Here is a 24,724-nt window from a genome sequence, read left to right as displayed (position 1 = left end):
TTGAACCCCTTCGTTCAAACGGACTTGCGGGAACGGTTGCGAGCGTCAGGCCTCGCCGTCGCGCACTGCGCTGCGCTGGACCAGTACGGCGACGACGATGATCGCGCCCTTGGCGATCTGCTGGGGGGCGGTCTGCAGGTTGTTGAGCGCGAAGATGTTGGTGATCGTGGTGAAGACGAGGACGCCGAGGACCGAGCCGACGATGGTCCCGCGGCCGCCGCTGAGCAGCGTGCCGCCGATGATCGCGGCGGCGATGGCGTCCAGTTCGTAGAGGTTGCCGTTGGTGTTCTGACCGGAGCCCGAGAGCACGATCAGCATGAAGGCGGCGATCCCGCAGCAGAGGCCGGAGAGCAGATAGAGGTAGAGGCGCTGCCTGCGTACGTCGATGCCCGCCAGCCGTGCCGCTTCGGCGTTGCCTCCGACCGCGACCGACCGCCGTCCGAAGGTCGTTCGGTTCAGCACCAGCCAGCCGATGACCGTGACCCCCGCGAAGATCAGGAACAGCGGCGGGACGCCGAGCACATAGGCGTCCCGGTTTCCGAGGTCGAGGACCGACGTCACCGTCACCAGCTGCGTCTTGCCGTCGGTGATCTGGAGGGCGAGGCCGCGGGCCGACGCGAGCATGGCGAGGGTCGCGATGAACGGCACCATGCGTCCGTACGCGATGAGCACCCCGTTGACGAGCCCGCACGCGAGCCCGACGACGACGGCGGTGAAGAGGATGCCGAGGAACCCGTACTCCTGCGTGGCCAGCGTGGTCGCCCATACCGAGGCGAGGGCGACCATGGCTCCGACCGACAGGTCGATGCCGCCGCTGATGATCACGAAGGTCATGCCGACGGTGACGACCCCGATCACCGAGGCCTGGGTGAGCACGAGTTGGAGGTTGCTCACCTCCAGGAAGTTGTCGGGCTTGGTGATCCCGCCGACCGCGATCAGTACGGCGAGCACCCCGACGAGCGACAGATTGCGCACGTCGAGCGTGAGCCCGAGCGACGGCCGCGAACCGCGCGCACCGGGTGTCTTGTCGGTGGTGGTGACGGCCGGGCCGTCCTGTTGTGCCGGTGACACGGGCTGCGTCATGGCGTCGTGCTCCCTTCCATCACAAGGTCGAGTACGCGGTGCTCGTCGAGCTCCCGGGCGTCCGCCGTGTGCACGACGCGGCCCTCCCGGAGCACCAGCACCCGGTCGGCGAGGCCCAGGACTTCGGGGACCTCGCTCGACACCAGGAGTACGGCCAGGCCCTCGTCGGCCAGCCGGCGGATCACGGCGTAGAGCTCGGCGCGGGCGCCGACGTCGACGCCCCGGGTCGGCTCGTCGAGCAGCAGCACCCGGCAGCCGCGCAGCAGCCAGCGGGCCAGGACGGCCTTCTGCTGATTGCCGCCGGAGAGGGTGCGGATACGGGCGTCGGGGTTGTCGGGCCGCAGCGACAGTTCGCGGGTGGCGGCCTGCGCCGCCTTGCGTTCGGCGCCCCGGTCGAGCCAACCGCCGTGCGAGAAGCGGGACATGGAGGACACCGACACGTTGCGCGTCACGGATTCGAGCATCAGCAGCGCCTGGGCCTTGCGCTCCTCGGGTGCGAGCCCGATGCCCGCCCTGACGGCGGCGCGGACGCTCCCGGGGCGCAGCGCGCGCCCGTCGACGTACACCTGCCCCTTGTCCGCCTTGCGCGCGCCGAAGATCGTCTCCAGGATCTCGGAGCGCCCCGAGCCGACGAGTCCGGCCAGGCCCACGATCTCGCCGGGGGCGACGGCGAGGTCGAGCGACTCGAACTCGCCCTGCCTGCTCAGCCCTTGGACCTTCAGGACGGCTTCGACTGCGTCCGCGACGACCCCCGGCCGCTCAGGGAACACGTACTCGACATTGCGCCCGGTCATCAGCGCGACGACGTCCCGCGTCGGTGTGTCCTTCGCCGGGAGTCCGACGGCGACGGCCCGTCCGTCCTTGAGGACGGTCACGCGGTCGCCGATGCGCCGGATCTCCTCGAGCCGGTGGGAGATGTAGACGACGGCGACCCCGTCGGCGGTGAGCGTGGTGACGATCCGGAAGAGGTTGTTGACCTCGTCGGGGTCGAGTGCGGCCGACGGTTCGTCCATCACGATGAGCCGTACGTCGTGGGAGAGCGCCCGTGCCATGGAGACGATCTGCTGCTGGGCGGCGGAGAGCGATCCGACGAGGCGCCCGGCGTCGATCTCGGGGTGGCCGAGCCGCTTGAGCAGTGCGGTGGCCTCGGCCCTGGCCGCCTTGCCGCGTACGACGAATCCCGCCGTGGTCGGTTCGTGTCCGAGGAAGACGTTCTCGGCGACGGAGAGGTGCTCGACGAGGTCCAGTTCCTGGTAGATGGTGGCGATGCCCAGCCGCATGGCGGCGATCGGCGACTTGAGCGCCACGGTCGCGCCCCGCCAGGTGATCTCGCCCTCGTCGGGCTGGTGGGCACCTGCGAGGACCTTGATCAGGGTGGACTTGCCCGCGCCGTTCTGGCCGAGCAGGCAGTGGACTTCACCGGCGAGGACCTCCAGGTCCACGCCGTCGAGGGCGCGCACGCCGGGGAACGACTTGGTGATGCCGGACATCGTGAGCAGCGGTGGTTCTGGTGCCATGACGGATCCCCTTGGCGGGTGCAGGCCGGTTTCAGGGCAGGACAGAGCGCGGTGCTGGTGCGGTGTGCGTGTTCCGTACGCGTACGCGTACGGGCGGTACGACTCTCCGGTCTAGGCCGGCGAGAACAGGTGGTCGCTGATGAGCCGGGCCGCGCCGATCACTCCGGCCTGCGGTCCCAACTCCCCCAGGACGATGGGGAGATTGCCGGTCGCCAGGGGCAGCGACTGGCGGTAGACCTGGGTGCGTACGCTCGCGAGGAGCGTATGACCGAGGCCGGTCACCCCGCCTCCGATCACCACCAGGCCCGGGTTGAAGAAGGAGACCAGTCCGGCGATGACCTGGCCGACCCGGTTTCCGCCCTCACGGATCAGGTCGAGCGAGGTGGCATCCCCGGCGGCCGCCGCGGCCGCGACGTCGACGGCGCTGAGCCGTCCCGCCGCGTCGAGGCGTCCCGCGAGTTCGGCCGAGAGCCCGGCGCGTGCCGCGTCCTCGGCGTCCCGTGCGAGGGCCGCGCCGCTGAAGTGGGCTTCCAGGCAGCCCCGGTTGCCGCAGGCGCAGGGGCGGCCCTCCGGTTCGACCTGGATGTGGCCGATGTCGCCCGCGCTGCCCGTCGTACCGCGGTAGACCTCTCCGCCGACGACGATCCCGCAGCCGATACCGGTGCCGATCTTGACGCAGAGGAAGTCGCCCACGGAGCGTGCGACGCCCGCGTGCTGCTCCCCCATCGCCATCAGGTTCACATCGTTGTCGACCATGACCGGGCAGCCGAGCTCCTGGCTGAGCGCCTCCCGTACGGGGAAGCCGTCCCAGCCGGGCATGATCGGCGGCGCGACCGGCACGCCTTCGGGGAAGCGGACAGGCCCGGGGACGCCGATTCCGGCGCCGTCGAACCCTTCCGCGACCCCCGAGGCCTTGAGCTTCGCGGCCAGGGCGAGCACCTGCTCGAAGACGGCGACCGGTCCCTCCCGGACGTCCATCGGATGGTTCAGGTGCCCGAGCACCTCCAGCTCGGCGTTGGTGACGGCCACGTCGATCGAGGTCGCGCCGATGTCCACACCGAGGAAGCGCAGTGCGGGCGCCAGCCGGATGTTGTGCGAGCGGCGGCCGCCTCGGGAGGCGGCGAGGCCGTCCGCGACGACGAGGCCCGTCTCCAGGAGACGGTCGACCTCGACCGCCAGCTTGGAGCGCGAGAGATCCACCTGATCACCCAGCTGTGCACGGGAGTTGGGCCCCCCGTCGCGCAACAGGCGGAGCAGCCGCGCCTGATGCGCGTTCGCAGGTCGTGCCGTCATGCGCCTCACGTGCCCCTCCCCGCCTCATCGGCCGTGTCCTTCTTGGGCTTTGGAGGGGAACGTAGCAGCGGTTGCCCGGACTGGGAAGAAGTTGCGCACGAATCAGTGACCACTTTCTCCACACCGAGGACAAAGGCGTCCCAGGGCGGCGCTCGGCTATCGTGTCGCACGCACTTTCGACCGTAGTGATCGCTGGGGGAACACATGCCGACCGAAGAGCCGACCGCGCGCCGGGTCACCACCCTGGAGCTCTTCTTCGACCTGGTCTTCGTCTTCACCCTCACCCAGCTGACGGTGCTGCTGGCCCACGATCTGACGTTCCGCACGGCCGGCCGCGTCCTGCTGATCTTCATCGTCCTGTTCTGGATGTACGGCTCCTACGCCTACCTCACCAACCAGGTCCCGCCCGAGACCAACGCCCGGCGGCTGCCGCTCGTCCTCGGCATGAGCGGATTCCTGATCTGCGCGCTGGCGATCCCCCGCGCGTTCCACGGTGGCGGGGTGGCGTTCGGGCTCGGCTTCCTGCTCGTCGTCCTCGTGCACAGTTCGCTGTACGCCCTCTTCCACGGCCTCTCCGTGCTGAGCTTCGCGACCCCCAATGTGGCCGCAGCCGTACTGATCACCGTCGCGGGCGCCTACGACGGCCATACCGCCGAGGCGATGTGGCTGGTCGCGATCGCCGTGCAGAACCTGTCCCCCATCCTCGCGAGCCGGATCACCGGGAAGGACGCGGACAGCCGCTCCCTCGTCTCCGCCCGGGTCGGCGGTCTGGACCCCGGCCACTTCGTGGAGCGCCATGGACTGCTGCTGATCGTCGCCTTCGGCGAATCGGTCATCGCGATAGGCGTCGGCACCGGTAACCTCCACCTCGATCTGAGTCTGTACGGAGCCGTACTCCTCTCCCTCGCCCTGGCGACCGCGCTGTGGTGGACGTACTTCCTGCGGGACGAGGCGCTCGCCGAGGCCGCGCTGCACCGCGTCTCCGGGCGCGGCCGCTTCCGGCTCACCATGGCCGCGTACTACTACTGCTTCGTGCCCATGCTGCTCGGCGTCGCGGTCCTGGCCGCCGGGGTGAAGAAGTCCATCGGCCACCTCCCCGAGCACCTCCCCGCGGGACCGGCCGTCGCTCTGGCGGGTGGCATCGCGCTCTTCCTGGCCGGCAACGTCGCCTTCCGCGCGGTGCTGCACATCCGCCCGCTGGGCTTCCGGGCGGCCGCCACGGCCGCCGTGCTCGCCACGATCCCGCTCGGCACGGGCGTGTCCGCACTCGTCCAACTCTGCGCCCTTGTCGTCGTATTGGTGGCTATGCTCACCGCTGAGGCCCGCTGGGGCTACTGCACACAGGCCGAGGGGGAATCCGCATGATTCTGGTGACGGGCGCGACGGGCAACGTCGGCTCCGAGGTGGTCCGCATCCTGACCGCGGCGGGCGAGAAGGTCCGCCCCTTCAGCCGCTCCACGGGCGGCGAACTCAACGACCCCAAGAGCGTGGCCGCGCAGCTCGACGGGGTGAGCGCGGTCTTCCTGCTCCCTGGGTACGAGAACTTCGCGGAGACGCTCGCCGCGATCCGCGCGGCCGGCGCCGAGCGCGTGGTGATGCTCTCCAGCAGTTCGGTCCCCGGCGGTGACCTGAACAACGCCGTCGCCCGCTACATGATCGAGTCCGAGGTGACCGTACGGGAGTCGGGTCTGCCCTGGACCTTCCTGCGCCCGGCCGCCTTCATGTCCAACACCCTGCGCTGGCTGCCCCAGTTGAAGTCGGGCGACGTGGTGCGCGACGCGTTCGGCTCGGTGCGGGTCGCCAACATCGACCCGTACGACATCGCGGCCATCGCCTCCCTCGCACTGACCGGACCCGAGTACGAGGGCCACGCCTTCGCGCTCTCGGGCCCCGACTCACTGCTCCCCGCCGACCGGCTCCGCATTCTCGGCGAGGTGCTCGGCCGGGAGCTGACCTTCGACGGCTACACCGACGACGAGGCCAGGACGGAGATGGAGGCGGCGATGCCCCAGCAGTACGTGGACGCCTTCTTCAGCTTCTACGTCGACGGCACCCTCGACGAGTCGCCGGTCCTCGACACGGTGAAGAACCTCACCGGGCGCGAGCCGCGCAGCTTCCGGCAGTGGGCCGAGAACCACGCGGCGGCCTTCGCCCGGTAGCGGGAGCCGGCGGGATCAGCCGCTTCAGCTCTCTTCGCGCTGGTGGTACGTGGTGCGGGTGTGCTCCGTGTGCGCCCGCATGACCGCCGTCGCCCGCTGCTCGTCGCGCGCCGAGATCGCGGCGATCAGCTCACGGTGCTCGATCCAGGACTGCTTTCCGCGCTGGCGGGCGACCGGGTGGTAGTACCAGCGCACCCGCCGGTCCACCTGCCCCGCCAGCTCTCCGAGCACGACGTTGCCCGCCAGTTCCATCACCTTCGCGTGGAACTCGGCGTTGGTGGCGACGGCCAGGTCCACGTCGTCGTCGGCGACCGCCTTCTCGCCCTTGGCGCAGAGCGCCTCCAGGGCCGCGATCCCCGCCGACCCCGAATTGGCGGCGGCCAGCCGGGCGGCCTCCGCCTCCAGGAGGGTGCGGACCGAGAGGAGCTGGTCGGCCTCCGCCTCGGTCGGTTCGTGCACGAACGCGCCCTGGGCGGGCCGCAGATCGACCCAGCCCTCGGTGTTGAGCCGCTGCAGCGCCTCACGGACGGGCTGCCGGGACACCCCGAGGTGTCCGGCCAGTTCGCTCTCGACCAGATGCTGTCCCGGACGCAGGGCGCGCGTCGTGATGAGCTCGAGCAGCGCCTCGTACACCCGCTCCCGCAACGGTCCAGGGCGCTCCAGTTTCGGCACGGATCCCTGCGGCAGTCCGGTGGTCAACATCGCGGTCCCCCTCCAACAGCACATCGGCGTAGAGCAATTGGCTATCGTCTACAGTCTACCGAGCACAATGGCCAGTATGCCGACGGGTTGCGGCGAGTGATGTACGCCTCACTCACTTTTCCCTCACGGGCAGCGGACGACCTGCCCCGCGTAGGACAGGTTTCCGCCGAAACCGAAGAGCAATACCGGGGCTCCTGAGGTGATTTCGCCCCTTTCGACCAGCTTGGACAGAGCCATCGGGATGCTGGCCGCCGACGTGTTGCCGGATTCGACCACGTCTCGAGCGATCACCGCGTTCACGGCGCCGATCTTCGCCGCGACCGGCTCGATGATGCGCAGGTTCGCCTGGTGGAGCACGACCGCGGCCAGCTCCTCCGGGGTGACCCCGGCCTTCTCGCAGACCTTGCGGGCGATGGGCGGCAGCTGGGTGGTGGCCCACCGGTAGACGGACTGGCCCTCCTGGGCGAAGCGCGGGGGCGTGCCCTCGATGCGTACGGCATGGCCCATCTCGGGGACCGAGCCCCAGAGCACCGGGCCGATGTCCTCGCTCTCGCTCGCCTCGACGATCGCGGCGCCCGCCCCGTCGCCGACCAGGACGCAGGTGGTGCGGTCGGTCCAGTCGACGATCTCGGCCATCTTGTCGGCGCCGATCACCAGGGCGCGGGTGGCGGCTCCCGCACGTACCGCATGGTCGGCGGTGGCCAGGGCGTGGGTGAAGCCCGAGCAGACGACATTGATGTCCATGGTGGCGGGCGAGCCCATGGAGAGCCGGGCGGCGACCCGGGCGGACATGTTCGGGGAGCGGTCGATCGCCGTGGAGGTGGCGACGATGACCAGGTCGATGTCGGCGGCGGTGAGGCCCGCCGCCGCGATCGCCTTGGCCCCGGCGTGCGCGGCGAGCTCGTCGACGGGCTCGTCGGGGCCTGCGATGTGACGGGTCTCGATGCCCACGCGGCTGCGGATCCACTCGTCGCTGGTGTCGACGATCTTGGCGAGGTCGGCATTGGTGAGCACCTTGGCGGGCTGGTAATGGCCGAGTGCGGTGATGCGGGTACCGGTCATGCCCGTGGGCCCCTCTGCTGCTGACGTCAGGAGCCCCCCAGTCTCGTCAGCGACTCACGGGTACGAGGGCGAGTAAAGCGACAGGATTCGGGCGAAGGTCTTGGAGGCTTCCGACTTACCGCTTATCCGCAGCTCACACGCGGCTCATCCCGTGAACAGCTGCTTGGCCTTGAGCACGAGCTCGTAGAGACCGTACGCGAGAGGCGCTCCGACCCAGAGCCAGGCAAAGGCGATCAGACCCCTGCGGCGCTGGTCAGGCGTGGTGCTGCTCGTTTCGGGCGCTGCTGTCGGCATCGGCTTCCTTCCTCGGGGAGGGGATGTGGTGGTGGCGGGGGTGCACGGGACGGATGAGCTCATTGGCGACGAAGCCGACGACCAGCAGACCGATCATGATCGTGAAGGAGAGCCCGTAGAGCGTGGCGCCGCTCTTGCCCGCGTCCTTCTGGGCGTCGGCGACGCGGTTGACGATCAGCGGGCCGAGGACACCGGCGAGCGACCAGGCGGTGAGCAGCCGGCCGTGGATGGCGCCGACCTCGTAGGTGCCGAAGAGGTCCTTGAGGTACGCGGGGACGGTGGCGAAGCCGCCTCCGTAGAAGGAGAGGATCACCAGCGCGCAGATGACGAACAGGGGCTTCGACCCGTCCCCGAACTGCGCGATCAGCAGATACATCAGGGCGCCGACGCCCAGATAGACGCGGTAGGTGTTCTTGCGGCCGATCAGGTCGGAGGTCGACGACCAGCCGATGCGGCCCGCCATGTTGGCGGCGGAGAGCAGGGCGACGAAGCCCGCGGCGGCAGAGACCGAGACCGTGTCCTTCGAGCCCGAGAAGAAGTCGGTGATCATCGGGGCGGCCTTCTCCAGGATCCCGATGCCCGCGGTGACGTTCATGCAGAGCACGATCCACAGGCACCAGAACTGGGGTGTGCGGATGGCACTGTTCGCGGAGACCTGAGGTCCGGTGTCGGTACTTACGGACGCGGCGACCGGGGCGAGGGGTGCGCGCGGGACCCGTACGAGCAGCACACCCAGCGACATGAAGACCGCGTAGACAAGGCCGTGCACCAGGAAGGCGAGCGCGATGCCGTGGCTGTCGCGGCCGAAGGAGTCGAGCATCTGCGTCGACCACGGTGAGGCGATCAGCGCGCCGCCGCCGAAGCCCATGATCGCGATGCCGGTGGCCATGCCGGGGCGGTCGGGGAACCACTTGATCAGCGTCGAGACCGGGGAGATGTAGCCGATGCCCAGGCCGATCCCGCCGACGAATCCGTAACCGAGAACGATCAGCCAGTACTGGCTCGTGGCAGCACCGAGGGCGGAGATGAGGAAGCCCGAGGAGAAGCAGACCAGCGCGACGGCCATCGCGCGGCGCGGTCCGTTGCGCTCGACCCATCGGCCGCCGAACGCCGCCGAGAGGCCCAGCATGACGATGCCGAGCTGGAAGGGCAGCGCGCTCTGGGTGCCGGAGAGGTCGAGGGCGGATTCGAGTGGGGGTTTGAAGACGCTCCAGGCGTAGGCCTGGCCGATGGAGAGATGGACGGACAAGGCCGCGGGCGGGACGAGCCAGCGGCTCCAACCACGTGGGGCGATCGGCATGCTCATGCTCGCGAACCCTAAGAACAGCCAAAGGAGTTGGGAAGAGCTGCGACAACTCTTGTCGACCGAACTTGCATACTGTAGACAATATTTATTGACGCAACGTGAGTGCGAGCGTCCCCTTCGGCATCCCTCAACCGATTCGGAGCCCCACCATGAAGGTCGCAGTCCTCGGCGCCGGAGCCATCGGCGCATACGTCGGAGCGGCGCTGCACCGCGCCGGCGCCGACGTCCATCTCGTCGCCCGCGGGCCGCACTTGGCGGCCATGCGGCGCGACGGAGTCCAAGTCCTCAGCCCGCGCGGCGACTTCACCTCGCGCGTGCACGCCACCGACGACCCGTCGGACATCGGCCCGGTCGACTATGTCTTTCTCGGCCTCAAGGCCAACTCGTACGCGGCGTGCGGGCCGCTGATCGAGCCGCTGCTCCACGACAGCACCGCGGTGATCGCCGCACAGAACGGCATCCCCTGGTGGTACTTCCACCAGTACGGCGGCCCGCACGCGGGCCACCGCGTCGAGAGCGTCGACCCCGGCGGCGCGGTCAGTGCCGTACTGGAGCCGGAGCGGGCCATCGGCTGCGTCGTGTACGCGGCAACGGAGCTTGCGGGGCCGGGTGTTGTGCAGCACCTGGAAGGCACCCGCTTCTCGATCGGGGAGCCTGATCGGACCGTGTCCAAGCGGTGCCTGGAGTTCAGCGAGGCGATGCAGGCCGGCGGCCTCAAGTGCCCCGTCGAGCCCGACATCCGCAACGACATCTGGATCAAGCTGCTCGGCAACATCTCCTTCAACCCGCTCAGCGCATTGACCCGCGCCACCATGCGCGAGATGTGCGTGCACCGCGACACCCGCCAGGTCATCGAGGTGATGATGGCCGAGACGCTGTCCGTCGCGGGCGCACTCGGCTGCCGGCCCGACATCTCGATCGAGAAGCGCCTCGCGGGCGCGGAGCGGGTCGGCGACCACAAGACCTCCACCCTCCAGGACCTGGAGAAGGGCAAGCCGCTCGAACTCGACGTGCTGCTCGCCGCGGTGGTGGAGCTGGCCGAGGTCACGGACGTACCGGTGCCGACCCTGCGGACGGTGCACGCCATCGCGGACCTGTTGTCCGTCTCGACGGCGGCGGTCGTGGCCGCCTGATCACAAACCCCGTGCAGAAGGCTTCCGTTCGGAAAGCGGCCACAGAATACTGTATGCAATGAGGAGCGCATCGGTGAAGAAACGAGACCGCACACCCAAGACGTACGCCCGGCTCACCCACCCGCTCGTACGCGACGAGAAGGGCGGCCCGCTGCGGCAGGCCACCTGGGACGAGGCCCTGGAGCGAGCAGCCTCGGGGTTCAGGGAGACGCGTGAGACCCACGGCCCCGACGCCTTCGCGATGCTCTCCTGCGCCCGCGCCACCAACGAAATGAACTACGTGGCCCAGAAGTTCACGCGGGTCGTGATGGGCACCAACAACGTCGACTCGTGCAACCGCACCTGTCACGCACCGAGCGTGGCGGGCCTGTCCGCCGTCTTCGGCTCGGGCGGCGGCACCTCCTCGTACGCCGAGGTCGAGCACACCGACCTCATCGTGATGTGGGGCTCCAACGCGCGCTTCGCCCACCCGATCTTCTTCCACCACGTACTGAAGGGGATCAGGAACGGGGCGCGGATGTACGCCGTCGACCCGCGCCGCACCTCCACCGCCGAATGGGCGGAGAGCTGGCTGGGGTTGAACGTCGGCACGGACATCCCGCTCGCCCATGCGATCGGCCGCGAGATCATCCACGCGGGCCTCCACAACCGGGCGTTCGTGGAACGGGCGACGACGGGCTTCGAGGAGTACAAGGAGCTCGTCGAGCCCTGGACGCTCGGCCTCGCCGAGAAGGTCACCGGCGTCCCGGCCGCCGCGATCCGCGAGCTGGCCCACGCGTACGCACGGGCCGAACGCGCCCAAATGTGCTGGACGTTGGGCATCACCGAGCACCACAACGGCACGGACAACGTACGCGCGCTGATCAACCTGTCCCTGCTGACGGGCCATGTCGGCCGGTTCGGATCCGGGGTCCAGCCCCTGCGCGGCCAGAACAACGTCCAGGGCGGCGGCGACATGGGCGCCATCCCCAACAAGCTGCCCGGCTTCCAGGACATCCTCGACGACGCCGACCGGCAGAAGTTCGAGGTGGCGTGGGACACCGTCATCCAGCCGCGGTACGGAATGACGCTCACCGAGATGTTCGAGGCGATGGAGCACGGCGGCCTGCGCGCCGTCTACTGCATCGGCGAGAACCCGGCCCAGTCGGAGGCCGACAGCGAGCAGGCGGCGCGGCGGCTGGCCGCCCTCGACCACTTCGTCGTCCAGGACATCTTCCTGACGAAGACCGCCGAGATGGCGGACGTGGTGCTGCCGGCGACGGCCGCCTGGGCGGAGACGGACGGCACAAGCACCAACAGCGAGCGGCGAGTTCAGCGGGTGCGGGCCGCCTTGACGCCGCCGGGCGAGGCGCGCGAGGACATCGACATCATCTGCGAGATGGCCCGGCGGCTCGGCCACGACTGGAAGTACGCCGACTCCGAGACGGTGTGGAACGAGCTGCGGGCCCTGTCCCCCGACCACTTCGGGATGACGTACGACCGCCTGGAGGAGCACCAGGGCCTGCAGTGGCCCTGCCCCGACCTGGAGGAGCTCCCGACGAGCTACCTCCACGGGCGGCTCTGGGAGACGGAGTTGGCGGACCGGGGGCGCCTCGCCCCCTTCGGTCTGGTCCAGCACGATCCGCCGGTCGACCTGACGGACGAGGAGTTCCCGATCCGGCTGACGACGGGGCGGCGCCTCGACTCGTACAACACCGGTGTCCAGACGGGGAGTTTCGCCTCTCCGCTGCGGCGCGGCGAGTACGTGGAGCTGTGCCCCGAGGACGCCGAGCACTACGGGGTCGCGGTCGGCCAGGAGGTCCGGGTCGTCTCGCGGCGCGGGGCGGTCACCGCCCCGGTCTGGGTCGACCCCGCGCTGCGGCCGGGTCTGGCCTTCATGACCATGCACTTCCCCGACGAGGTGGACACCAACCAGCTGACGATCGAGGCCAATTGCCCGATCGCGGGCACGGCGGAGTTCAAGGCGTCGGCGATACGGATCGAACGGGCAGAGAGGAGCTGAACCAGTGGACCTGCACTTCGGTGACAGCAAGCCGACGGACGACGAACGGGCGGCCGTCGATGCGCTGCTCGGCCCGCCCGCGTCGGCGTGGGAGGGCGCGGACGACCGCACGGACGCGGACCTGCGCTGGGCACGCGGCGGACGGGAGGCGCGCGAGCGCCGGGACCAGCTGTTGCCGGGGCTGCACGCGATCAACGACCGGGTGGGGTGGATCAGCGAGGGCGCCCTGGACTACCTGTGCCGCCGGCTGACGGTGCCGCCGGCGGAGGCGTACGGGGTGGCCACGTTCTACGCGATGTTCGCGGTGAAGCCGCGCCCCGCGAAGGTGGTCCACGTCTGCACGGACCTGGCGTGTGCGACGCGGGGTGCGCGGGCGGTGTGCGCGGGTCTGGAGGAGCGGCTGGGGGCGGCGGGTTCGGCGTCCGGGGGTGTGGTCTGGCAGGAGAGTCCTTGCCTCGGGCTGTGCGAGCGGGCTCCGGCGGCGCTGGTGATCCAGGCCGGACAGCCAGCATCTCCTGGGCGGCTCCGCCCCCGTACCCCCGCTCCTCAATCGCCGGCGGGGCTTGAATTTGCCACCGCCGTCGTCGCCCCCGCCACACCCGAAGCCGTGGTCCTTGCCGCCTCCGCACCAGAGGCCGCAACCGCCGAACCCCCGGCCACGATGGCCGTACCCCAGGCCGGCCAGCAGGGTCTGACCCTCCTGAAGCGGGTCGGGGTCGTCGACCCCGCCTCCCTCGACGACTACCGCGCGTACGGCGGCTACACCGCCCTCCGCCACGCCTTCGACCTCGGCCCCGCCGGCACCATCCGCGAGGTCACCGACTCCGGCCTCGTCGGCCGCGGCGGCGCCGCCTTCCCCACAGGACGCAAGTGGCAGGCCACCGCCTCCCAGCCCGCCCACCCCCACTACGTCGTCTGCAACGCCGACGAGTCCGAACCCGGCACCTTCAAGGACCGCGTCGTCATGGAGGGCGATCCGTACGCCCTCATCGAGGCGATGACCATCGCCGGGTACGCGACCGGCGCCCACCTCGGCTACCTCTACATCCGGGGCGAATACCCCCGCGCCGTAAGGCGGTTGGAGCACGCCATCTCCGAAGCGAGGGCCCGCGGCTTCCTCGGCGACGACGTCCTCGGCCAGGGCTACGCCTTCGACATCGAGATCCGCCGAGGCGCCGGCGCCTACATCTGCGGCGAGGAGACCGCCCTCTTCAACTCCATCGAGGGCTACCGCGGCGAACCCCGCTCCAAGCCGCCCTTCCCCGTCGAGAAGGGCCTCTTCGGCAAGCCCACCGCCGCCAACAACGTCGAGACCCTCGTCAACGTCCTGCCGATCCTCACCCACGGCGCGGAGGCGTTCCGCGCGTCCGAGACCAAGCTCTTCTGCGTCTCGGGAAACGTGACCCGCCCCGGCATCTACGAGCTCCCCTTCGGCGCCACGCTCGGCGAGCTCCTCGACCTCGCGGGCAGGCCCGAGACCCTCAAGGCCGTCCTCCTCGGCGGCGCGGCAGGCGGTTTCGTACGGCCCGACGAGATGGACATCCCCCTCACCTTCGAGGGCACCCGCGCCGCCGGCACCACCCTCGGCTCCGGCGTCGTCCTCGCCTTTGACGGCACGGTCCCCCTCCCCCGCCTCCTCCTGCGCATCGCCGAGTTCTTCCGCGACGAGTCCTGCGGCCAGTGCGTGCCCTGCCGCGTCGGCACGGTCCGCCAGGAGGAGGCGCTGCACCGGATCCTGGACCGTACGGGAGCCGAGGCCGCCACCGACATCGCCCTGCTGCGGGAGGTGGGGCAGGCCATGAAGGACGCCTCGATCTGCGGTCTCGGCCAGACCGCGTGGAACGCCGTCGAGTCCGCCATCGACCGCCTTGGAGCGTACAAGTGACCGTCACACCCCTCGGAATCCCGCGCCGCCTCATCGAGTTCACCCTCGACGGCCAGGAGATCCGCGTCCCGGAAGGCTCCACCCTCCTGGAGGCCTGCCGGGGCGCGGGCAAGGACATCCCGACGCTCTGCGAGGGCGACACCCTGACCCCCAAGAACGCCTGCCGGGTCTGTGTCGTCGAGGTCGAGGGCGCCCGTACGCTCGCCCCGGCCTGCTCGCGCCGCGCGGAGGCCGGGATGGAGGTCCGTACGGACACCGAGCGCGCCCGGCACAGCCGAAAGGTGGTGCTCGAACTCCTCGCCTCCTCGACCGACCTCTCCACCACACCCCGTGCCGCCGAGTGGATCAAGGAGTACGAGGCGAAGCCGGACCGCTTCGGCGCGGATGCGGCCCGCCTCAACGAAGAACCCAAGATCGACAACGACCTCTACGTCCGCGACTACGACAAGTGCATCCAGTGCTACAAGTGCGTGGACGCCTGTGGCGAGCAGTGGCAGAACACCTTCGCGATCTCGGTCGCGGGCCGCGGCTTCGACGCCCGGATCTCGACCGAGCACGACGCCCCGCTCACCGATTCCGCCTGCGTGTACTGCGGAAACTGCATCGAGGTCTGCCCGACGGGCGCTCTCAGCTTCAAGTCGGAGTTCGACATGCGGGAGGCGGGCACCTGGAACGAGGATGAGCAGACGGAGACGACCACCGTCTGCGCCTACTGCGGGGTGGGCTGCAACCTCACCCTGCACGTCCAGGAGAATGAGATCGTCAAGGTCACCTCGCCGCACGACAACCCGGTGACCCACGGCAACCTCTGCATCAAGGGCCGTTTCGGCTACCAGCACGTACAGAACCGAGGCTGATCACTCATGGGACGGGTCACCGAGCGCCGCCGCGTCATCCGAATACGGGACGGAGCGATATCCACGCGCCCCGACACCCTGGTCGCCGAGGAGCCCCTGGAGATCCGCCTCAACGGCAAGCCCCTCGCCATCACGATGCGCACCCCGGGCGACGACTTCGCGCTCGCGGCGGGCTTCCTGGTGAGCGAGGGGGTGCTCGGCGCGGCGTCCGAGCTGCAGTCGATCGTGTACTGCGCGGGGGCCACGGCCGACGGCATGAACACGTACAACGTGGTCGACGTGAAGCTCTCGCCCGGCACCCCCGTCCCGGACATCACCCTCGAACGCAACGTCTACACCACCTCCTCCTGCGGCCTCTGCGGCAAGGCCAGCCTGGACGCGGTCCGCACCACCGCACGCTTCCCCATCAACGACACTCCCCCGGTCCGCGTCGAGCCCGAACTGCTCGCCGCCCTCCCCGACCGGCTGCGCGCGGCGCAACAGGTCTTCGACCGGACCGGGGGTCTGCACGCGGCGGCGCTGTTCTCCCCCGCCGGGGAGCTCCTCGACGTACGGGAGGACGTGGGCCGCCACAACGCGGTCGACAAGCTCGTCGGGCGTGCCCTGCAGAACGACGACCTCCCCCTCTCCCAGTGCATCCTGCTGGTCTCGGGACGCGCCTCTTTCGAGCTGGCCCAGAAGGCGGTCATGGGCGGAATCCCCGTCCTGGCCGCCGTCTCGGCGCCCTCGTCGCTGGCCGTGGACCTGGCCGCCGAGACCGGGCTCACCCTGGTCGGTTTCCTGCGCGGCTCCAACATGAACGTGTACGCGGGCGACGAGCGCATCGCCTTGCACACCGGGGTCTGAGCGCCCCGCGTCACGGGTCGGAGGCCGAGCCGGCGGGGAGCGCCCCCTGCGCCGGCCGGCCCCGTGCCCGCCAGTACTACTTGGTGCTGAAGTCGCTGAACTCGTTCTGCCCCGGATAGCCGGGCTGGTGCGAGGTGCCGAAGAGCCCGACGTCCTGGGTGGCGGCCGCCGAGGGGATGTCGGCGGTGCCGATCGGGGTCCAGGTGGTGCCGTCGGTGGAGTAGGAGCCGGTGTAGGTGGTGCCGGTGCGCACCAGCTTCAGCCGGCTGGGGAGGACGGGCTTCCCGATGCCCGAGCCGTTCGCGGCGGCTCCGGAGTCGAGCTTCCCGTCGCCGTCGGCGTCCCACTGCATCGAGTAGCCGCGCTTGGCGCTCACGGTGACGGTCACGAAGCCGGGCGAGGTGCCGGCCGCGCCGATGTCGTTGCGCACCATGATCCCGGTCTTGGCGCCGGAGTTCTCGTAGCGCTGGCCGGTGACGCGCACCGTGGTGGTGGATCCGTCGTGCTCCGCGCCGGGCAGATAGACCGCCCCGTACTGGTTGGCGCTCCCGTACACGTCGGAGCCCGCCGCCCTGATGCCCAGTGCGTTGCCGGTCTGCGAGAAGTGTGCGGGCTCGGGCGTGGAGTCGACCGTACGGAACGCCGGGTCGACCGGCGCCTTGAGCAGCACGCTCGCATGCCCGTCGGCCGAACCTGCCGCTGCGCCATGGGACGTGACCCGGTAGGTGGCGGAGGAGTCGAGCTGCGCGGTCGGGAAGAGCTGGTTCAGTGCGGCGGGCGCAGTGATCCGGAAGGTGGTCCGTACGGTCCGGCCGGGCGCCACCGAGGAGAAGGTGTCCGCCGAGTCCGGCTCGACGGACCAGCCCTTCGGAGCCTTCAGACGCAGCCTGGCCTTGGTGATCGTTCCGATGCCCAGGTTGGTGAACTCAGCTGTGGCCGTGCCAGTTTGACGGGTCGTCAGTGCATCCGGAGCGGTGAGGTTCAACGCGGTCTGCGGCAGGAGCCTGCCGCCCTGGGCCGCCGGCCGCACCCGGAAGAGCGCCGAGCCGTGGGCGGGTACGGCGGCGGCGATCGCGCTGCCCGCCTCGCGGGCCACCTGGTGCGACCAGAGGTTGTCGAGCCGGTAGGAGTCGGCTGCGGGGAGGCCCGCGGCGGCCGGGTCGACCGAGACGGTCCGTGCGGTGGTGCCCGTGTTGAAGAGCCCGACGATCACATCGCCGTTGGTCTCCGTCTTGGTGAAGACCTGGGATGTTTCGGTCTTGCTCACCCTGGAGGCGTCGATGGCGTCCTGGTCGACGGCGATGACGTCGCGGTTGGTGAGCATCTTGAGGTCGCCCGCGTCGAGTTCGGTCAGATCGGTGCCGAGCAGCAGCGGCGAGGCGGCCAGCGCCAGCAGGCTCATCTGGGTCTGCCGCTCGTCGCGGGTCAGGCCCGTGTCGTCGCCGTTGCCCACCTCGAGGGAGTCGTAGTCGTTGAAGGCGCCCGGGCGACCGTACGGCTGCCAGTCGGCGACCTGGTCGAACCGGCTGGAGAACCTGCGCCAGCTGGTGAGCGGGGTGCTGGAGCCGTTGACCCCGCAGTAGCACTCGATGTCGCCGCCGGTGCGCCAGCTGTTGCTGGTGGCCTGCCAGGTCGAAACGTCCGCCATGGAGAGGGAGTTGGACAGCTCCAGGTGCATGGGGCGGCCGGTGGCGCCGATCGCCTCGTGCCAGGCCTTCATGTCGGGGCGGTTGTCGGCGGGGACGAGGCCGCCGCCGGGGCCGACGAAGTCCATCTTGATGTAGTCGACGCCCCAGGAGGCGAAGAGGTCCGCGTAGCCCTGGATGTACTCCTGCGCACCGGGCTTGCTGTAGTCGATCCGGTAGGCGTCGTTGTGGGTGTTGCCGGGCCGCGTCGGGTCGGCGATGTCCTGCAGGTGGTACGGGGTGCCCTGGATCGGCAGGTTCTCCTTGTACGCGTCGATCGGCACGCCAGGCGTGAGGTAGATGCCGAACTTGAGCCCCAGCCCGTGCAGATACGAGGCGAGCGCGGCGCCGCCGTGCGGGAACCGGGTGGTGTCCCAGGCCCACCGGCCGTAGGCGTCCAGGTGATCGGACCACCCGGCGTCGATGTTGATGTACGAGTAGCCGTACTTCTGGAGCTTGCTGTGGAGGGCGTCCGCTTCGGCGCGGATGCCGGCCTCGGTCAGGTCGCTGCCTTCGCGCAGGGCGCTCCAGCTGCTCCAGCCCATCGGAGGTGTGGGCGAGACCGTGGCCGGGGAGGCGGCGACATCGGTGGTCCGGGCGCCCGCCGGGGCCGGTGACATCCCTGCGGCCAGTCCGAGGGAGACGGCCATCGGGAGGAGGTATCTGATCCATCGCGTGCGCATACTGCGGCTCCTTGGCCTTGTTGAATGGCGTGGGCATGACACAGTCGAACCACAGACCGCTTGCGCGGGGGTTCGGCACCGGACCCATAATTCATCCGATGTATCGCCGGGATCAAGATGTCGGCGCCAACTAAAATCGCGGCCCCGGTAGACTCGTCGGCGGGCCGTGACTGGCGCTGAGGTGGAGTACCACCGGGGAGCGGACCCGACGGCTGCACGCCGCCTCCTGCCGCGCGCCTGGGCGATTCACCACGATCCCCAGGAGCCCCGTATGTCCCAGACCGCCCAGTCCACCGCCCGCCCCATGGACGGCACCGCGCTCGCCCGCACCACCGTCGAGGAAGCCGCCGCGTCCGCCGCCGAGATCCGCCGCCGCACCGGGGTGACGCCGTGTCTGGCGACGGTGCTGGTCGGCGAGGACCCGGCCTCGGTGACGTACGTGAAGATGAAGCAGAACCGGTGCGCGAAGGCCGGGATCGAGTCCCGTCACATCGCGCTTCCCGCGGACATCACGACCGAGCAACTCGTCGCCGCGGTCACCGAGTTGTCGAACGACCGCTCCGTGCACGGCATCCTGCTCCAGCACCCGGTCGGCCCCCACATCGACGAGCGCGCCGCCTTCGAGGCGATCGACCCGGCCAAGGACGTCGACGGGGTGACCATGCACTCCTTCGCCGCGATGGGCTTCGGCGAGCCCGGTTTCGTCTCCTGCACGCCCGGCGGGATCATGCGGCTCCTCGACGCGTACGACGTCGAGCTCAGCGGGAAGCACGCCGTGGTCGTGGGCCGCAGCGCCATCCTGGGCAAGCCCGCAGGGATGCTGCTGCTCGCGCGGGACGCGACGGTGACGTACTGCCACTCGCGGACCGTCGACCTGGCCGCGCACATCCGACAGGCCGATGTGCTCGTCGCCGCCGTCGGGAAGCCGGAGTTCATCTCCGGCGCGGACATCAAGCCGGGCGCCGTGGTGATCGACGCGGGGTACAACGCGGGCAACGTCGGGGACGTCCACTTCGCGAGCGCGGCCGAGCGGGCGAGCCTGATCACGCCCGTGCCGGGCGGCGTGGGCCCGATGACGATCGCCGTGCTGCTCGCGCAGACGGTCGAGGCGGCCGCGCGTCAGCTGGGGCTCGAAGGGGTGTGACGCCGTAGCGTGCATGCGGTGCCGACCGTACGAAATACGCTGCTTGCCCTGATCTGTACGGCTTCGCTGCTCGGCGCGGATCCCGCGCCGAGCAGCGCCGCATGCTCCTCACGCCAGGTGGCGTCCTGGACGCCCGACGCCCGGACCACCACCGCCTTCGCGAGGTACGGCAACAACAACACCCGCACGGACGACTGGACCGGCGGCGACGGCACGCACGCGGTGCGGCTGCCGGACGGGCGGGTGCTGTGGCTGTTCTCGGACAGCTTCCTCGGGGCGGTGCACCGCCCACCCAATCGACGCGGGCAGCCGTACGCCTGGCGGGACAAGTCCGCGCCGTTCGTAAGGAATTCGGGTGTGGTGGCGGGGCGCGACGGCTCCCCGGTCCGAACGCTGCGCGCCCCACTCTTCCCCGATCCGGCGCCCGCCCAGTGGCGTTGGCCGGTCTCGGCGCGGGTCGAGGGCAGGACGGTGCGGGTACTGCTGTGGCGGCGGGCGGCGAGCGGGCCGCCCCTGGTCTTCGGGCGGCCTCTCGCCACGGAGGTGGCCACGCTGTCACTGCCGGGGCTGCGCGTCGAGTCGGTCCGTACGATCGCCAAGGGCCCTGTCCTGTACGGGACTTCGGCGGTGGACGCCGGCGGCTGGACGTACGCCTTCGGAACCGACGACACGGTGACACCGTCCTCCGCGTACGCAGCCCACGCCCGCCGGGGCCACCTCGGCGACCCGGCGGAGTGGCGGTACTGGGACGGCGCGGGCTGGGACCGGCGGCCGGGGCACGCGAAGCCGGTGCTGCGCGGCGGGGTCGGCAGCGCGTTCACGGTGGCACGGTCCGGCCGGACCTGGGTCCTGGTCACCCCGGCGGCGGGGCTCGCGGGCCTGGGTCGCTTCGTCACGTACTGGTCGTGCTCCGCGACGGGCCCCTGGCACGGCCCGGGCCGGGGCTTCAACCCACCGCTGCCGCGCGACAGTTCGCCCCGACCGGCCACGGTGGCGTACAACCCCCAGCTGCACACCGCCCTCACCGGCGGCCCGGTCCTGAGCTACGACGTCAACTGGCTCACCGCGGACCCCGACGAGGCCCTGGCAGCCGTCGACCGGAATGTGTCCCTCTACCGTCCAAGGTTCCTGCGCCTGCGCTGGGGGCCTTAGATCCCATTTCCTTCGTCCCCGCCCTGCGAGTCATCGACCCATCGGCGGAAATCGCTCGTACACCGTCACCTTGCGGCCACGGACCCGAGTCTCGGCGACCGCCGAGAAGTACTGCTCCAGCAGGGACAGCTTCGTCTTGTCCCGCTCGGCGGTTACCGATGCCCTCACCAGGGAAGCGTCCGTCACCAGCAGTATCCGCCGCTGCGCCAGCACCGCACCCCGGATCTGGCTCGGGTTCTTCTCTATGCCTTTCAGCGTCCCGGATGCTTCGGGGCTCTCTGCCAGCGCGATGTCCTTCAGCCCGGAAAAGGCGTTGGGCGTCAGGGCTTCGGTGTCCCTGCGTTCTGCCGGGATGTAGAGAACCGCACTCCCGGCTTCGTTCAGCCGCCGGACATCTGCCGCGATGGCCCGGACGTCGTCCACCCGGCTCGACGGGGAACGCTCGGCCAGCGACTGCGGCAGCAGCGCGACGAACGCGACGACGACCACTGTGGGGAGGACCCACGGGGACGCCCTGGGGTTCCGGAATCGCACGGCCTCTACCGCCGCACTGATCAGTCTGCCGATCAGCAGCGCAAGACCCAGCAGGCCGAAGAGAACGTACCGGTCGAGGAACAGTGGATGGGCCAGCGAAATCCCGGCGAGACCGAGCGTCGGTACCGCCAGCAACGGCAACCCGACCACGGCCACCGACAACCGGCCTGCCCGGGGCCGGTCCACCAGTGCTCCGATGCCGCCGATCATCAGCAGGATCGCCGGACCGATCATCATGTGCCAGCTGAGCGGCGGTATCCACGCCACTTGATGGGACTGCCTCCGGCTGAAAACGACCAGCGGAAGCACACCCGCCGCCGCCACCACCGAGACCGTCACCCAGTGCGTCCACACGCGACGGCCGGCACGAGCCCAGAGCAGGGTCACCAGATGGGCCGGCAGAACCATGAGCGAGAGCCAGTTCAGGAGTCCACACATCAAGACCACAACGCCGTAAGCAACCCAGCGCACGGTCGAGCCTCGCCCTTGGAGCACGGTCACCAGCAGCAGGGTCGATATCCCGATCCCGGCCGAGACCAAGGCGTACGGCCGCCCCTCCTGCAGATGGAACTGCACAGCCGGAAGCAGTCCGAACGCCATCCCCCCAGCGAGTCCCGCCCACTGACCACCCAGCCGGCGCCCGATACCTGCCACGCACGCAGCAGCCACCCCCATGGCCACGACCGAGGGCATACGGAGGGTCGCGACGCCGGCCCCGAAGCATTCGAACACGCCGTGCATCAGGAGGTAGTAGCCCCCGTGCACGGCGTCGACGTTCCCCATCGTGTGCCAGATCTCCGGTGTGGAACGCTCGGCCACTTGCCAGGTCGCAGCCTCGTCCCGCCAGACGCTGCCCCGCCGGGACAGCCCCCACAGGCCGAGAGTGAAAGTCCACAGCATCGGAATCAGCCAGACAAAACTGCGGCCTCGTTCCGCAGGGACCGGAGGTGACCCGGACGTGATGGCTGAACGAACGGTGCGCACAGGGGACATACAGGAGGGCTCCCGGATCTGCTCTCGGACAGGAGGGGGCTCCAGATCTCCCGTGCACCACGCACCCCCGTACGTTGCCCCACGGGGAGGCTCGCGTGCGATCCCAAGATCCCATCGCGCCCATGACCTTGCCCCGCGATCGAGCAAACCTCCGCTCACCAGCAGTGAAAATGGCTCAACGTCGAGCAAGAGCGGCCTGATCCGCCGGGGACCGCCTAGAGTCCCGCACATGGGACTTGCAGATATATCTGCCGCTCGCGCCACGCTCGCCCGCCCGCACCTTCGCGTACCGGTGCCCGCGCGCCACACCACGGCGGTACGGTCAGAGGCGTGACGCACCAGCCGTCCACCACCCAGCGCCGGGTTCTGCGCACCGCCGACCCGGAGTCCGGCCTGCTGCACGGCCCGGCCGCCGCGCTGGCCGCGCTCGTCGCCCAGGGGTTGGCCATGCGGCATCCGCGGCCTCCGCACCGGCACTACCTCACCCCGGCGGGTCAGCAGCTGCGCGACGAACTGGCCGACGAGGCCGTGCCGTTGGTGTCGGCGGACGCCTCGGGGATATTCGCCGCCAGGACCGGGGGCGAAGGGCAGCAGCCCGACGATCCGGCGCGGCTGCGGGAGGTGCGCAGTGCGTGGGCGGGGCTGCTCGAGATGCGGCGGGTCACCAATGCGGACCGGTCCGCGGAGCGGCCGTGCGCCTGGGAGCGCGCGCATCTGACCCAGTCGGCCGCGCTCGCCCTGGAGGCGGCGGGCTGCCGCGGCTATCTGGTGGCCGAGACGGCGCAGCCGGAGGCGGTACGGGTGGCGGGTCCCGATGCGCACGAGTACGCGGACGCCCTGGAGGCCGCCGGCTGGCAGACCTCGGCCCACCTGGACCGCAGGGCAGGCGCAACGTATCTGCTGGCCTCACCGCGCCGCAGCTGACTCCGCTTCCGGCGAGGGTTCCGGTACGTGCACGATCTTGGCCAGCAGCGCGGTGAGCTGCTCGCGCTCGCGTGCGTCGAGGGGCGCGAGGAGCGTGTCGTTGGCGGCGTCACCCAGCGCCTCCAGACGATGCAGCCGCCTGCGGCCTGCGGCCGAGACGGTGATGGCGTTCTTGCGGCGGTCGGCGGGGTCGGGGGTGCGGGTGACGAGGCCGTCCTGCTGGAGCTCGTTGACGACGGCGACCATGTCCTTGGGGTCGATCCGCACCGTGCGCCCCAACTCGGCCTGGGAGACCGGCCCGAGAGCGGCGACCGCGGTGAGCACCGCGTGGTGCGCCATCCGCATGCCCTCCTGGGCGAACGCCTCGGTGAGCAGTCGGTGGCCGCGGGCGGAGGCCCGGCCGAGGAGCCAGCTGGGGAGTGCGGTGATGCGCTCCAGGCCGGACGGCGGCGGGGTGTCGGACGTCATGCCGGAAGTCTAGCGCGGAAAACGTTGGACCTCCCAACGAATCTCCTCTACCGTTGGGACTCCCAACGAATTATTCGGAGGCGTGATGCGTCGCGTACGGCATGACCACGGCAGCCTGTACATCGAGAGCGCCGCTCTCCCCCAGCCCGGCCCCGGCGAACTGCTCGTCCGCGCCGAGGCGATAGGCGTCACGCTCCCCGTCGTACGGAAGGTGGCCGCCGGTGAGCCCGTCGAGCTCGGCGGCGAAGTGGCGGGCGAGGTCGTCGCCGTCGGGGATGCGGTGACCGGGTTCGCGGTCGGCGAGCGGGTCACCGGGCTCTGTTTCAAGGACGGGTACGCCGAGTTCACCGTCCTCACCGAGGCGATGGCGTCCCGGATCCCGGACGGGGCGAGCGCGGTCGACGCGGTGGCCCTCGTACGGAGCGGGCTCGTCGCCCGCGGTGCGTACGAGGCCGCGCGCCACCTCGCCGGCGAGTCGGTCCTCGTCACCGCCGCCGCGAGCGCGACCGGGCACATCGCGCTGCAGCTGGCGCATCTCGGCGGGGCTTCGCGCGTGGTCGCCGCCGTCGGGTCCGCGGACAAGGCGGAGTTCGTACGGGGCTTCGGGGCCGACGAAGTGGTGACGTACGGGCAGGAGGGCTGGGGCGAGCCGGTGGACGTCGTCCTGGACGCCGTCGGCGGAGCACTGCTCTCCCCCGCGATCGCCGCTCTCGCACCCAAGGGGCGTCTGGTGGCGTTCAGTTCGGGCGGCGGCACGATCCAGGCGTACGACCTGCTCGTCGGCGCCAAGACGGTGATCGGCTTCCAGATGGCGATGATCGCCCGCGAGCAGCCCGCCCTCTACGCGGCCTGGCGCGAGGAGTTGTGGGAGCTGCACGGCGCGGGGAAGATCCGTACCGCCGTCGCCGTCGAACTCCCCCTCACCGACGCCGCGAAGGCGCACGAGCTCATCGTCTCGCGCGCCAACCTCGGGAAGGTCGTGCTGGTCACCTCATAGCCCGG

Annotated in this window: 21 protein-coding genes and 1 riboswitch; of the genes, 11 read left to right on the top strand and 10 right to left on the bottom strand. The window is 70.3% G+C overall.

Annotated features, from left to right (window positions below; all coding sequences use genetic code 11):
* Positions 1-45: 45 nt before the first annotated feature.
* The 3 genes from OG707_RS34640 to OG707_RS34630 all read right to left on the bottom strand — a co-directional run bounded on the left by OG707_RS34640 (position 46) and on the right by OG707_RS34630 (position 3,893).
* A complete protein-coding gene (locus OG707_RS34640) occupies positions 46-1,083 on the bottom strand; it encodes an ABC transporter permease (protein ID WP_329125482.1) in 1,038 nt (345 codons plus the stop codon).
* Positions 1,080-2,600 carry a sugar ABC transporter ATP-binding protein gene (locus OG707_RS34635; RefSeq protein ID WP_329125480.1) on the bottom strand — a complete coding sequence of 507 codons (1,521 nt, stop codon included), beginning with the start codon at positions 2,598-2,600 and terminating at the stop codon, positions 1,080-1,082. Before OG707_RS34635 ends, OG707_RS34640 begins: the two co-directional genes overlap by 4 nt.
* Positions 2,601-2,711: 111 nt before the next feature.
* Positions 2,712-3,893: an ROK family transcriptional regulator gene (locus tag OG707_RS34630; protein ID WP_329125478.1), complete on the bottom strand. Its 1,182-nt coding sequence runs from the start codon at positions 3,891-3,893 to the stop codon at positions 2,712-2,714.
* A gap of 204 nt (positions 3,894-4,097) precedes the next feature.
* Between OG707_RS34630 and OG707_RS34625 the strand changes: the two genes are divergently transcribed.
* Positions 4,098-5,258: a low temperature requirement protein A gene (locus OG707_RS34625; protein ID WP_329125477.1), complete on the top strand. Its 1,161-nt coding sequence runs from the start codon at positions 4,098-4,100 to the stop codon at positions 5,256-5,258.
* Entirely contained in the window at positions 5,255-6,052 is a 798-nt protein-coding gene (locus OG707_RS34620; protein WP_329125475.1) for an NAD(P)H-binding protein, read from the top strand. Before OG707_RS34625 ends, OG707_RS34620 begins: the two co-directional genes overlap by 4 nt.
* 24 nt (positions 6,053-6,076) lie before the next feature.
* Here the strand turns inward: OG707_RS34620 and OG707_RS34615 are convergent, their stop codons facing one another.
* The 4 genes from OG707_RS34615 to OG707_RS34600 form a co-directional block, all read right to left on the bottom strand.
* The gene (locus OG707_RS34615; RefSeq protein ID WP_329125473.1) at positions 6,077-6,754 is read right to left on the bottom strand and encodes a GntR family transcriptional regulator; all 678 of its coding nucleotides are present in this window, start codon (positions 6,752-6,754) and stop codon (positions 6,077-6,079) included.
* 123 nt (positions 6,755-6,877) lie between these two features.
* Positions 6,878-7,816: a beta-ketoacyl-ACP synthase III gene (locus OG707_RS34610; RefSeq protein ID WP_329125470.1), complete on the bottom strand. Its 939-nt coding sequence runs from the start codon at positions 7,814-7,816 to the stop codon at positions 6,878-6,880.
* Positions 7,817-7,960: 144 nt separating this feature from the next.
* The gene (locus tag OG707_RS34605; RefSeq protein WP_329125468.1) at positions 7,961-8,110 is read right to left on the bottom strand and encodes an MFS transporter small subunit; all 150 of its coding nucleotides are present in this window, start codon (positions 8,108-8,110) and stop codon (positions 7,961-7,963) included.
* The gene (locus tag OG707_RS34600; protein ID WP_329125466.1) at positions 8,070-9,416 is read right to left on the bottom strand and encodes an OFA family MFS transporter; all 1,347 of its coding nucleotides are present in this window, start codon (positions 9,414-9,416) and stop codon (positions 8,070-8,072) included. Before OG707_RS34600 ends, OG707_RS34605 begins: the two co-directional genes overlap by 41 nt.
* A 149-nt stretch (positions 9,417-9,565) precedes the next feature.
* On the opposite strand from OG707_RS34600, the gene OG707_RS34595 reads away from it, so the two are divergent.
* From OG707_RS34595 to fdhD, 5 genes are all read left to right on the top strand, one after another.
* On the top strand, positions 9,566-10,549 hold the full coding sequence (locus tag OG707_RS34595) for a 2-dehydropantoate 2-reductase (protein WP_329125465.1): 984 nt from the start codon (positions 9,566-9,568) through the stop codon (positions 10,547-10,549).
* A gap of 73 nt (positions 10,550-10,622) precedes the next feature.
* Positions 10,623-12,551: a molybdopterin oxidoreductase family protein gene (locus OG707_RS34590; protein WP_329125464.1), complete on the top strand. Its 1,929-nt coding sequence runs from the start codon at positions 10,623-10,625 to the stop codon at positions 12,549-12,551.
* A 4-nt stretch (positions 12,552-12,555) separates the two neighbouring features.
* Entirely contained in the window at positions 12,556-14,436 is a 1,881-nt protein-coding gene (locus OG707_RS34585; RefSeq protein WP_329125463.1) for an NAD(P)H-dependent oxidoreductase subunit E, read from the top strand.
* Positions 14,433-15,293, top strand: coding sequence for a 2Fe-2S iron-sulfur cluster-binding protein (locus tag OG707_RS34580; RefSeq protein WP_329125461.1), 861 nt, complete (start codon positions 14,433-14,435; stop codon positions 15,291-15,293). Before OG707_RS34585 ends, OG707_RS34580 begins: the two co-directional genes overlap by 4 nt.
* Positions 15,294-15,299: 6 nt before the next feature.
* On the top strand, positions 15,300-16,139 hold the full coding sequence (gene fdhD / locus OG707_RS34575) for a formate dehydrogenase accessory sulfurtransferase FdhD (protein WP_329125459.1): 840 nt from the start codon (positions 15,300-15,302) through the stop codon (positions 16,137-16,139).
* 76 nt (positions 16,140-16,215) lie between these two features.
* Here the strand turns inward: fdhD and OG707_RS34570 are convergent, their stop codons facing one another.
* Positions 16,216-18,507, bottom strand: a complete 2,292-nt coding sequence (locus OG707_RS34570; RefSeq protein WP_329125457.1) for an NEW3 domain-containing protein — start codon at positions 18,505-18,507, stop codon at positions 16,216-16,218.
* Positions 18,508-18,663: 156 nt separating this feature from the next.
* Positions 18,664-18,757, top strand: a riboswitch (ZMP/ZTP riboswitch).
* Positions 18,758-18,778: 21 nt separating this feature from the next.
* Between OG707_RS34570 and OG707_RS34565 the strand changes: the two genes are divergently transcribed.
* A complete protein-coding gene (locus OG707_RS34565) occupies positions 18,779-19,651 on the top strand; it encodes a bifunctional 5,10-methylenetetrahydrofolate dehydrogenase/5,10-methenyltetrahydrofolate cyclohydrolase (RefSeq protein WP_329125455.1) in 873 nt (290 codons plus the stop codon).
* Positions 19,652-19,669: 18 nt separating this feature from the next.
* On the top strand, positions 19,670-20,803 hold the full coding sequence (locus OG707_RS34560; protein WP_329125453.1) for a DUF5005 domain-containing protein: 1,134 nt from the start codon (positions 19,670-19,672) through the stop codon (positions 20,801-20,803).
* Between the two features lie 30 nt (positions 20,804-20,833).
* Here the strand turns inward: OG707_RS34560 and OG707_RS34555 are convergent, their stop codons facing one another.
* Positions 20,834-22,237, bottom strand: a complete 1,404-nt coding sequence (locus tag OG707_RS34555) for a glycosyltransferase family 39 protein (protein ID WP_329128128.1) — start codon at positions 22,235-22,237, stop codon at positions 20,834-20,836.
* 423 nt (positions 22,238-22,660) lie between these two features.
* Here OG707_RS34555 and OG707_RS34550 point away from each other — a divergent pair, with 423 nt between their 5' ends.
* Entirely contained in the window at positions 22,661-23,254 is a 594-nt protein-coding gene (locus OG707_RS34550; protein WP_329125451.1) for a hypothetical protein, read from the top strand.
* Here OG707_RS34550 and OG707_RS34545 read toward each other — a convergent pair.
* Positions 23,237-23,722, bottom strand: a complete 486-nt coding sequence (locus OG707_RS34545; protein ID WP_329125449.1) for a MarR family winged helix-turn-helix transcriptional regulator — start codon at positions 23,720-23,722, stop codon at positions 23,237-23,239. The two genes, OG707_RS34550 and OG707_RS34545, sit on opposite strands and share 18 nt — an antisense overlap.
* An 85-nt stretch (positions 23,723-23,807) precedes the next feature.
* Here OG707_RS34545 and OG707_RS34540 point away from each other — a divergent pair, with 85 nt between their 5' ends.
* Complete coding sequence (locus tag OG707_RS34540) at positions 23,808-24,719, top strand: quinone oxidoreductase family protein (RefSeq protein WP_329125447.1); 912 nt, start codon at positions 23,808-23,810, stop codon at positions 24,717-24,719.
* The last annotated feature ends 5 nt before the right edge of the window (positions 24,720-24,724 follow it).

Source organism: Streptomyces sp. NBC_01465, assembly GCF_036227325.1.
Classification (GTDB): domain Bacteria; phylum Actinomycetota; class Actinomycetes; order Streptomycetales; family Streptomycetaceae; genus Streptomyces.
The sequence above is the reverse complement of the archived record's forward strand: the minus strand, read 5'-3'. Positions and strand labels throughout refer to the sequence as shown.

Coding starts and splice junctions, on each gene's coding strand:
- OG707_RS34630 (WP_329125478.1), bottom strand. CDS start 3,893: ATGACGGCACGACCTGCGAACGCGCATCAGGCGCGGCTGCTCCGCCTG.
- OG707_RS34565 (WP_329125455.1), top strand. CDS start 18,779: ATGTCCCAGACCGCCCAGTCCACCGCCCGCCCCATGGACGGCACCGCG.
- OG707_RS34600 (WP_329125466.1), bottom strand. CDS start 9,416: ATGAGCATGCCGATCGCCCCACGTGGTTGGAGCCGCTGGCTCGTCCCG.
- OG707_RS34625 (WP_329125477.1), top strand. CDS start 4,098: ATGCCGACCGAAGAGCCGACCGCGCGCCGGGTCACCACCCTGGAGCTC.
- OG707_RS34570 (WP_329125457.1), bottom strand. CDS start 18,507: ATGCGCACGCGATGGATCAGATACCTCCTCCCGATGGCCGTCTCCCTC.
- OG707_RS34615 (WP_329125473.1), bottom strand. CDS start 6,754: ATGTTGACCACCGGACTGCCGCAGGGATCCGTGCCGAAACTGGAGCGC.
- OG707_RS34620 (WP_329125475.1), top strand. CDS start 5,255: ATGATTCTGGTGACGGGCGCGACGGGCAACGTCGGCTCCGAGGTGGTC.
- OG707_RS34640 (WP_329125482.1), bottom strand. CDS start 1,083: ATGACGCAGCCCGTGTCACCGGCACAACAGGACGGCCCGGCCGTCACC.
- fdhD (WP_329125459.1), top strand. CDS start 15,300: ATGGGACGGGTCACCGAGCGCCGCCGCGTCATCCGAATACGGGACGGA.
- OG707_RS34545 (WP_329125449.1), bottom strand. CDS start 23,722: ATGACGTCCGACACCCCGCCGCCGTCCGGCCTGGAGCGCATCACCGCA.
- OG707_RS34635 (WP_329125480.1), bottom strand. CDS start 2,600: ATGGCACCAGAACCACCGCTGCTCACGATGTCCGGCATCACCAAGTCG.
- OG707_RS34555 (WP_329128128.1), bottom strand. CDS start 22,237: ATGCTGTGGACTTTCACTCTCGGCCTGTGGGGGCTGTCCCGGCGGGGC.
- OG707_RS34605 (WP_329125468.1), bottom strand. CDS start 8,110: ATGCCGACAGCAGCGCCCGAAACGAGCAGCACCACGCCTGACCAGCGC.
- OG707_RS34610 (WP_329125470.1), bottom strand. CDS start 7,816: ATGACCGGTACCCGCATCACCGCACTCGGCCATTACCAGCCCGCCAAG.
- OG707_RS34540 (WP_329125447.1), top strand. CDS start 23,808: ATGCGTCGCGTACGGCATGACCACGGCAGCCTGTACATCGAGAGCGCC.
- OG707_RS34595 (WP_329125465.1), top strand. CDS start 9,566: ATGAAGGTCGCAGTCCTCGGCGCCGGAGCCATCGGCGCATACGTCGGA.